Raw genomic sequence first — 9,005 nt, 5'->3', positions numbered from 1 at the left:
GCAACAAAGTCACGTCGTGCTCCTCGTTGTAGGCCAGGGTCAGCAGCTCGCACTCACGCCACCGCGCGCACATCTCCCGGAACGCCCGCGACCCCACCGGCCCCAGCCCCGCGACCTCTTCGAACGCGATCGACATCCGGTTCGGCCGCGCCAACAGCCAGCCCAGCAACCACCGCTCCTGAACCGGCAACGCCTCCACACCCAACAGCAGCAGCCGCGCGAACTCCTCGCTCATCACGCCACCGCCTCAGCAGGCGCAACCTCGCACACGCCGCCGATGCAGAAGCAACGCTCGGTCGCCGTATCCGGGTCGATATGCCCGCGCACCCACTCCGTGCCCCCGCAATCCGGGCACACCTGCCAGACCAGACGAGCGTGCTTCTCGATGCACCCCGCCCGCTCGCAGGACCGCTCCAGGCAGTACACGCAGAAACCCGCGAAGTTCAAGCGAGGGGGACGAAGATCCTTGCGAACAGAGTTGCGGGGGAAGCTATCAACTATGATGGACATGGCTTTGGAGCTCCAATCTCTGAGGTCGATCGATGCAGCTGAAGCGGTTGCACCCGCTTTGGTTTTCAGCTCCCCGGTGGTTGCACCCGCCGGGGAGTTTTCGTTTGTCGATACTTCGTATGCTAGCACGCGATTGCAGGCGTGAACTAGCACACAGACTCGAATGGCCAAAATCCGCCAGATGGTAGACTTGTATGCCTACTAGTACGCGATTGCCAGGAGGTAATACATGTCGCCGACGTTGGACCGGCCCGCTCCGGCATACATGCAGATCGCAGAACATTTCAGGAAGTTGATCAAGAACGGGGAGCTCCGCGAAGGCGCGAAACTTCCATCTGTAGTCGAGATTGCGCAGGGTTGGCAGGTTGCCAGCGCTACTGCGGCCAAGGCGCTTGGCCAACTGCGTTCAGAGGGATACGTCCAGAGCAACAACCAGGGCACTTTCGTGTCGATTGCGCACAAGCAGACCACCGGCCCGGACCGGTTGCAGATGCTTCGCGCCACCGGTAACGGCTATCGCCCTGGCGAGACCGCCGAGGTTGTCAGCGCCGAACTGACAGAAGCTGATCCCGCAGTGGCGCAAGCGTTGTCGCTCGCGGAAGGCTCGTCCGTCATCCGCCGACGCCGCATCTACCGCGATGATCTTGGAGTAGTGACGGTCTCTACATCGTGGCTTCCTGGCTCGTTCGCAGACGCGGCACCGGAACTGCTGTCCACCGAGCCCTTGCCGAAGATGACGTTTGGCTTGATAGAGGAACGGACAGGTCGACGAGCTGTGAGGCGACGCGACGTCGTAGCCCTTAACCCGGCACCCGCCGAGATTGCGACCGTGCTGGGTACGCAGCCTGAAACGCCGTTCCTGACCATGACGAACCTCTACTGGGATCAGAACGGCGATCCCACCGAGTACGCCGTTGACTTCCTCGGCACCGGCCGTGAACTCAGCGCCGAGTACTCGCTCGGGTAACTCCAACCTCCACCAACGGCTGAGATGCCACCCGGTTCGTTTCATGAGCTGTCGGCATCTCAGCCGTTCTCGTCTTCACAGCCGTGCCTACGTTGTGCGAGTTGTTGCTGAATTTGGCTATATAGGATCAAGAGCGCACCGGCGGCGCTACGCGCCGCCGCCGCGCTGCGACGCGCAGCGCGGCTCCCTGAACAGCGGTCGCCGCGGCGCGTCGAGCGCGTCGGCAGCGCGATGGCCGCCGGTGCTCCTTGGTTCTATTCGCGTGTTCTGGCATCCGCTCCGGCGACGTGGAAGCACGCGGACTCCTCGGCTCTGTCCGCTCTTTCCTTCACCGAGCAGTGCTGGGCACTCCGTCAGCCGTCCCCGACTTGCTCTCCCGCAGCTGTCCACGGAATCCGCCGGCACTCGCTCGTGGGGCCTGGCTGTGGTCCGGTCGGAGGAATCCGAAACGAGCTGACCTGCGCGGATTAATTGCTGAACGATCTGAGGAGGAGAGCTGGCGGTGGTACGACCTCCGACCGTCTGCCTCCTTCAAGGCGAGACACGTGCGGAGCCAGCCGCCATACTTCAAGCCATGGACTCGATTGATTGGGGGACGCTGCCTACATGGGTAAGCGCATTCTTGACCAGCGGATCACTCGCCCTCGGCTTCTACATTCTACTGAGAGACAGGAAGAAGGAAGAACTTACCGAAGCACGAAAGGTCATTTGCTGGATCGACTATGACAACGATGCCCACGTCAACCACGTCCTGAACACCACCGACCGCACAGTTTCGAGAGTTCGCGTTCTGGTGGAACTGCGTTCTGCTGCAAACGTTCTGGAGCCGTACCACCTCGCCAACATAATTCGACCAGGGGAAGAGGCCACTGCCTCGACACCGCGGCGAGTTGGAGATGGCAAAGCTGTTCCCGAGTTCATCGAATTCGATGACGCCGACGGAATCAGCTGGGTGAGAGACCTTCGTACCGGGCTTACTCACCGCGCGTCGACAGGACGCCAACTCACACGACGGGAACTGCGTGATCGGAAGCGGAGACTACGCAAATCGTGAACACTTCGTCCCGCTGACCTGCATAGATGAACTGCTGGACGCGTCTGATGACGGACCTCCGTCCCCGGAACTGGTGTGGTTGTGAAACCCCTGCCTCCTCATGGCCCAATTGTCTGACTTCAGTCCGGGCGAGTAAAGGGCGCTGCGCGTCGCTGCGCGATGCCTACGGCACCCTTGACTAGCCCTCCTTCAGCTCAGAGCGGCCAGTACGAGGAAGCAGGGGAAGGGAAGTCGCCCGGACATACGAAGGCCGCGCCCGTGCGCCGGAAACTGGTCGTGGAAATTGGATTTGACCGCGATCAGCTGGCCACTCCGAGTACAAGCTGAGCCAAGGCATTCCCCGGAATCGCCGCCACCACATTCGTCGTGAACGGCCACACGAAGTTATTCATTGCCGCCCTCCACCGATCCTTGTGCCGAGTGGATGCCCCTGCACGAATCACAGACGCTGCCAGTCGGTCTGTGGCCTCTCGCAACTCGAAGTCGCCCGCCTCGCCGTAGTGGTCCACGCACCACTCCAGGTGGTCAATTACCCGCCCCATGTGTGCACGCAGATCATCCGGCAGCGAGTCGTCTTCAGCGAGTGTCTCCCTGACCTCGCGCGCGTAGGCACCGAGCTTGTCCAAGCCGTCACTGTCGACAGCGGGAACGAAGTCGTCAAGTCGCTCGGCGAGAACCTCCAAGAGATCCAGCCGGGCTTCGTTCGTGCGCGCGGACCCGCCAGCAGACCACCCATGTGGATATACGAAGACGACTGCGCACCAAACAGGAAACGTGGCCTGGTAGACCGAGACGTTCCGCCCACGCTCGGTCATTTCGTTCAATAGCTGCTCAATCGCTGCCAAATGCTTCACGGCGAGCCGATGTGCATGCCATCTGTCCGCGTCCGGTTGCCTGGCCTCGGTGGCGGAGTGGTTGCCTGGGCGGTGCCAACGATTGAACTGTTCGAGCAGAAGCGTGGCGGGATTCGCCATCTACATTGTCCTCCGACGCAGTGACGAGCTCAGGTACGAGCTGTACAAATCCTACCCATCCCGTCCGCATTCGGTCCGCAGTAGGCCCAACCTCGGCCAACCGTGCCAACGCTCCAAACCGCCGTTTCCCCAGGTCGATTCACAGTGCCAGCGTCAGCCAACGATGCCGTGACCTGCAACGATGCCGACTATCGAACTGCAAAGCCGTTAACGCGGGTTCGATTCCCGCCGCTCGCTCCAAGTGTCCTCGGTGCTCGGCTCGGTGCACGTCATCGCCGAGCCGAGCATTTCGAGGCACGCCGCTACCCGGTATGCCCCGGTTCCCGCGCAGCGTGCCGCGTCAGACGGGGTCGCTCGGTTCGGTGTACGCCACCGCCGTGCCGACCACGTCGAGGCGCACCCGCTGCCCGGTGACGGGGGCGGCGACGCTGGCGCGGCGTACCCGGATGGGAGTGCCCGCGCCGTCCAGGTCGATGGTGAGGATGACATCGGCGCCGCGGAAATCGACGGCGCTGATCCGGCCGCTCTCCGACTCGTTCTCCGAAGCGACATCGGCCACGAGCTGTTCCGGTCGCAGCATGACGGTGGCCGGTCCGCTCACGGCGTTGCGCTGCACCGGAATCCGGCCCAGTGCGCACTTGGCGACATCGCCTTCGACCACCGCCTCCAGCAGCACGCAATCGCCGAGGAACCGGGCGGTGAACAGGTCCTTCGGCGTGGCGTAGACCTCCTCCGGCGTCCCGACCTGGGTGAAGCGCCCCTCCCGCATCACCGCGACCTGTTCGGCGAAACTCAGCGCCTCCTCCTGGTCGTGGGTCACCAGGATGCTGGTCATGCCCGCCTCGCGCAGCGTGTCGGCCACGGCCTGCCTGGTCGTGGCGCGCAGGCCCGCGTCCAGCGCGCTGAACGGCTCGTCCAGCAGCATCACCGACGGCTTGCGCGCCAGTGCGCGGGCCAGGGCGACGCGCTGCTGCTGGCCGCCGGAGAGTTGATGCGGCCGCCGGTCGGCGTAGGACGCGTGCAGCGACACCATCTCCAGCAGTTCGCGCACCCGCCGGTGGTTGCGGCGGGCCGAGCCGGGCAGGCCGTAGGCGATGTTCTGGCCGACGGTCAGATGGGGGAACAGGGCCCCGTCCTGGGCGACGTAGCCGATGTTGCGACGCTGCGGCGGCACCGAGACCCGTTCGCCGACAACGGTTTCCGTCCCGATCGACACCGAACCCGTGTCCGGCGACTCGAATCCGGCGATCACGCGCAGCAGCGTGGTCTTGCCGCAACCCGACGACCCGACCACGGCGGTGGCGGTGCGGTTCGGCACATCCAGGGTGATGCCACCCAGAACCCGGGTGTGACCGAAGGTCTTCGACACATCGGTGACGACAACGCGACTCATATCCCGGCCGCCTTCTGCGAGTTGGTGAACAGCAAGTACGTCACTGGCACGGCGGCGGCGATCATGATCAGGGCGTACGGAGCGGCGGCGGCGTAATCCAATTCGCCGGACAGGCCCCAGAATCGCATCGCCAGCGTGCGAGTTCCGTTGGGCGCCAGCAGGAGGGTCGCGGTCAGCTCGGTCGCCACCGCGACGAACACCAGTGCGGCCGCGGCGGCCGCGGCCGGCGCGGCGAGACGCAGCGTGACCAGGAAGAACGTCGCCGGCGCCGATTTACCCAGCGAACGGGACGCCTCCTCCAAGCCGACCGGCACCTGGGCGAGCCCGGCCCGCACGCTGACCAGGGCACGGGGCAGGAACAGCAGGAGATAGGCGGCGATCACCATGCCCGCCGTCTGGTAGAGCGCGGGCGCCCACCGGATCGTCACGGTCACCATGGCCAGCGCGATCACGATGCCGGGCAACGAGCTGGTGACGTAGTTGGCGCCCTCGACCAGCCGTGCGAACGCCGAGGTGGAACGCACCGCGATCCACGCCACCGGGAACGCGCACAGGGTGGTGAGCAGCGCGGCGACGGCCGCGAGGCCGACCGTCTGCCCGAGCGCGTTGCCGATGTCGGTGACATCCCATACCGCCGCTCCGCCGATGCGCAGCCAGCGCCCGATGGTCCACAGCGGCACGCCCAGCGCGGCCGCCGTCACCGCGACGAGCACGGCGAGAACCGGTAACGTGCCCGCGCCCAACCGGATCCGGACCGCGGCGCGCGGAGCACCACTGCCGATCCGCGCGTAGCGCGCCCGGCCGCGCAGTCCCGCCTCGGCCCCGAGCAGCGCCAGACAGCACAGCACGAGCACACCGGCCAGCATGCTGCCCGCCGGACCGGCGAAGCTGGACTGGTACTGCTCGAAGATGGCCGTGGTGAACGTGTCGAACCGGACCATCACGAAGGCGCCGTACTCGGCGAGCAGATGCAGCCCGATGAGCAGCCCGCCACCGAGGACGGCCAAGCGCAGCTGCGGTAGCACGATCCGCGCGAACACCGCGACCGGTCCCGAGCCCAGCGCCCGCGCCGACTCCTCCACCGCCGGATCCAGGCGGCGCAGCGTGGCGGCGGCGGGCAGATAGACCAGCGGGAAATAGGACATCGTGGAGATCACCACGCCCGCCCGAAGACCGTGCATGGTCGGGAAGACGCTGACCCAGGCGTAGCTGTTGACGAAGGCGGGCACCGCCAGCGGAGCCGCGAAAACCGGCCCCCACCACGACTTCCCCGGCACGTCGGTGCGTTCGACCACCCAGGCCAGCCCGACGCCGAGCGCCACACAGATCGGCACGGTGCACGCCACCAGCGCGGCCGTATTGCCCAGCAGCTCACCGACTCTGGGCCGGAACACCAGTTCCGCCGCCTGATCGACACCGGTGGAGAAAACGGTCGAAACGATGTATCCGAGCGGCACGAACGTAGCCGCCACCAGCAGCAGCGCGACGCCCGTGACCACCGGCCCCGGTCTGCCGACCCGGGGTGCCGCGACGACGTTCCGCAGTGCCACGGCTACAGCAGACCGGCTTCGGTCATCAGCTGCGAGACCTTCTTCGAATCGAGCTTCGACGGGTCGAGCGGCGGAGCCTGCAAGTCGGCCAGCGGCGGCAGCGCCGGGTTCGCGGCCACGCCGCCGGCGACCGGGTATTCCAGCGATGTGCCGTCACGCAACACTTCTTGCCCCGCCTTGCCGACGATGAACGCCAGGAACTTCTGCGCCGCCTCCTGCTTCTTGCTCGCCTTCAGCACGCCGCCGCCGGAGACGCTGACGAAGGCGCCCGGGTCCTGGTTCCTGAAGTAGTGCAGGGCGGTGTCGGCGCTGCTCTCCTTCGTATTCGCCTGGTCGCGGTACCAGTAGTAGTGGTAGATGACGCCGCCGTCCGGGCTGCCGGAGTTGACCGCCTTCATGGTGGCGACGTTGTTCGGGAACGGCGTCGCGTTCTCCTTCATGCCCTTCAGCCAGGCGCGGGTGGCGTCCTCGCCCTTCAGCGCGAGCAGGGCGGCGACGATGGCCTGGAAGTCGGCGCCGGAAACGCCCGCGCCCCAGCGCCCCTTCCACTGCGGTTGCGCCAGGTCGAGCAGCGAGGCAGGCAATTGGCCGGGCTGGACCTTGTTCTTGTTGTAGACGAAAACCGTCGAGCGCGCGGCCACGCCGGTCCACTTGCCGGTGGACGGGCGGAACTGCGCGGGCACCTGCGCCAGCGTCTCGGCGTTCACGTCGGCGAACAGGCCCGCGTTCTCCACCAGTGCCATGGCGGGGGAGTTCTCGGTGAGGAAGACGTCGGCGGGCGAGGCAGCGCCCTCGGCGACCAGCTGGTTGCCCAGCGCCGTGTCACCGCCCTGGCGCAACGTCACCTTGATGCCGGTTTCCTTGGTGAACGCGTCGGCCCATTCTTTGGTGAGCGACTCGTGCTGCGCGTTGTAGACGGTGATCTCGTTCGCGTCGTCGGAGGAATTCGAGCAAGCCGTGCTGCCGAGCGCCGTCATCGCGAGGACCAATCCAGCGGCAATCGTCTTCCATCTGACCGGCTTCATCCTCGTCCTTCCGACCGCGTTCCCCGTTGCATATGTTGAGCCTTACCTAAGGAAGATACAGCGTCCGACGTGGGCAAACGTTTCCCGGATGCGGCGAACCCGCCCGCCCGCTATCGCAGACCCGAGAAGTCGCGCGGCACAACGTGATTGCGATCGGCGCAGGTGCCAAGCGTGTAATCCGGAAGCAGTCCGAAGTACTCGCCGCGGGTGAGCGCGCTCCAGCGCCGCGCGTCCTCGGTGCGGGTCTTGTAGAAGTTGACCATGTAGCCGCCCTCGTAGAGGCGCAGCAGGCTGTAGCCGCCCGGATACTCCTTGACCGCGGCGACCTCCAGGAACTCCACCGCGCACGGCACGTCCGGCCTGGTGCGGCGGTTGCGGTGGGTGTGGCCGCTGTGCTGTAGGAAGACGCCGGGGGAGCGGGTGTAGAGCGCTTGCAGTTCGCCGCTGTCGCGTCCGTCGAGCACGAAACCCGGTCCGGCGAGGTTGGTCAGCCCGGACTCGGCCGTGACCGGGTGGTGGCCGAACAGCAGGGTCGGCCGATCCGGATCGGCGCGCAGACGTTCGGCGAGGTGATCGAATTGCATGCGTTCGATGGAGCCGCCAGCGCCGTCCAGGCTGCTGGTATCCAAGCCGAGCACGCGCAGACCGCCCACCTCGTGCTCGACGAGTTGCTGGCGCGCGGAGAAGGTATCGGCCCAGCAGTCACGGTGATCGGCGGGCGCGGGAGCGCAACCGGCGTACTCGTCGCCCGTGTGCGGCCGGTCGTGATTGCCGCGCACGGCGAGGTAGTCGCGGCCGAGCGCACCCCACCCGTCGAGACGGGCCCGCACCGTGCGGGTGTCGAGCTCGGAGGCTTCGGCGGTCAGGTCGCCCGCGAGCAGTAGCAGTTCGGCTCCCCGGTCGGGACGGCGCAGGTCGTCCAGCACCGCGGCCAGCATCACCTCGGGATAGGGCGCGAGGCCGGGACCCTGCCGGAAGCCGGGCGGCAGGTCACCGGCGATCAGCCCGCTGACCTGCTCGCCGAAGTGCACATCGTTGGCCAGCGCCAGGGTGCGCAGCCTGCGGCCGGGCGGCGGAACCAGGGTGGCAAATTCGCCGCGTGCTTCCGGCGCGGCGGGATCGGACGTGGTGAGCGATAACGCGGGCGTGGCGCGCAGACCCGCCGACCAGGCTTCGAAGCGGTAGGCGCGGCCCGGTTCGAGCCCGCCGATCTCGGCATAGTGGAACGGCGTCGGGTGGTCGTCGGCGAAGACCGGCACCGGCGCGCGCGCCGAGTCGGCGGGACCGATCCGTACGTGGGTGTCGGCGTCGACGGGGATCAGCCGGCCTGCCGGGTCGGGGGCGAGCGTGGTCCAGGTGAGGATCACCGAGGTGTCGGTGATCGTCACGACTTCCAGATCGGTGGCGACCGCCGCGTCCGGCAGTGCCCGAGCTTTCGTTCGACCGGCGAAGGGGAGGAGTGCGGCGAGGCCGAGTGCCCCGAGAACGGTTCTGCGGTTCGGTCCGCAACAACTCATGCGTTGGTGCATGCG

General features: G+C 66.6%; 8 protein-coding genes. 2 read left to right on the top strand and 6 right to left on the bottom strand.

What is annotated here, in order from left to right:
* The coding region (locus NG1_RS30025; RefSeq protein WP_157114320.1) for a hypothetical protein at positions 1 to 235 on the bottom strand (235 nt) is incomplete at its 3' end.
* A gap of 504 nt (positions 236 to 739) precedes the next feature.
* Between NG1_RS30025 and NG1_RS30015 the strand changes: the two genes are divergently transcribed.
* Both NG1_RS30015 and NG1_RS37185 read left to right on the top strand, forming a co-directional pair.
* The gene (locus NG1_RS30015; RefSeq protein ID WP_062976434.1) at positions 740 to 1,477 is read left to right on the top strand and encodes a GntR family transcriptional regulator; all 738 of its coding nucleotides are present in this window, start codon (positions 740 to 742) and stop codon (positions 1,475 to 1,477) included.
* Positions 1,478 to 2,051: 574 nt separating this feature from the next.
* Positions 2,052 to 2,531, top strand: coding sequence for a hypothetical protein (locus NG1_RS37185; protein WP_157114319.1), 480 nt, complete (start codon positions 2,052 to 2,054; stop codon positions 2,529 to 2,531).
* Positions 2,532 to 2,830: 299 nt separating this feature from the next.
* Here NG1_RS37185 and NG1_RS30010 read toward each other — a convergent pair whose 3' ends face one another.
* The 5 genes from NG1_RS30010 to NG1_RS29990 form a co-directional block, all read right to left on the bottom strand.
* Entirely contained in the window at positions 2,831 to 3,505 is a 675-nt protein-coding gene (locus tag NG1_RS30010) for a hypothetical protein (protein ID WP_157114318.1), read from the bottom strand.
* Positions 3,506 to 3,845: 340 nt separating this feature from the next.
* Complete coding sequence (locus tag NG1_RS30005; RefSeq protein WP_062976430.1) at positions 3,846 to 4,898, bottom strand: ABC transporter ATP-binding protein; 1,053 nt, start codon at positions 4,896 to 4,898, stop codon at positions 3,846 to 3,848.
* Positions 4,895 to 6,448, bottom strand: a complete 1,554-nt coding sequence (locus NG1_RS30000; protein ID WP_062976428.1) for an ABC transporter permease — start codon at positions 6,446 to 6,448, stop codon at positions 4,895 to 4,897. The genes NG1_RS30005 and NG1_RS30000 overlap by 4 nt, the downstream gene beginning before the upstream one ends.
* A 2-nt stretch (positions 6,449 to 6,450) precedes the next feature.
* On the bottom strand, positions 6,451 to 7,473 hold the full coding sequence (locus NG1_RS29995) for an iron ABC transporter substrate-binding protein (RefSeq protein ID WP_062976426.1): 1,023 nt from the start codon (positions 7,471 to 7,473) through the stop codon (positions 6,451 to 6,453).
* Positions 7,474 to 7,583: 110 nt separating this feature from the next.
* Entirely contained in the window at positions 7,584 to 9,002 is a 1,419-nt protein-coding gene (locus NG1_RS29990) for a metallophosphoesterase (protein WP_245660122.1), read from the bottom strand.
* Positions 9,003 to 9,005: the final 3 nt, after the last annotated feature.

This window comes from Nocardia gamkensis NBRC 108242 (genome assembly GCF_001612985.1).
Lineage (GTDB): Bacteria > Actinomycetota > Actinomycetes > Mycobacteriales > Mycobacteriaceae > Nocardia > Nocardia gamkensis.
This window is presented reverse-complemented; position numbering and strand designations above follow the sequence as displayed.

What these genes read in the sequence shown, in the direction of transcription:
- NG1_RS30010 (WP_157114318.1), bottom strand. Translation starts at nt 3,505, where the DNA reads ATGGCGAATCCCGCCACGCTTCTGCTCGAACAGTTCAATCGTTGGCAC.
- NG1_RS30015 (WP_062976434.1), top strand. Translation starts at nt 740, where the DNA reads ATGTCGCCGACGTTGGACCGGCCCGCTCCGGCATACATGCAGATCGCA.
- NG1_RS29990 (WP_245660122.1), bottom strand. Translation starts at nt 9,002, where the DNA reads ATGCACCAACGCATGAGTTGTTGCGGACCGAACCGCAGAACCGTTCTC.
- NG1_RS29995 (WP_062976426.1), bottom strand. Translation starts at nt 7,473, where the DNA reads ATGAAGCCGGTCAGATGGAAGACGATTGCCGCTGGATTGGTCCTCGCG.
- NG1_RS37185 (WP_157114319.1), top strand. Translation starts at nt 2,052, where the DNA reads ATGGACTCGATTGATTGGGGGACGCTGCCTACATGGGTAAGCGCATTC.
- NG1_RS30005 (WP_062976430.1), bottom strand. Translation starts at nt 4,898, where the DNA reads ATGAGTCGCGTTGTCGTCACCGATGTGTCGAAGACCTTCGGTCACACC.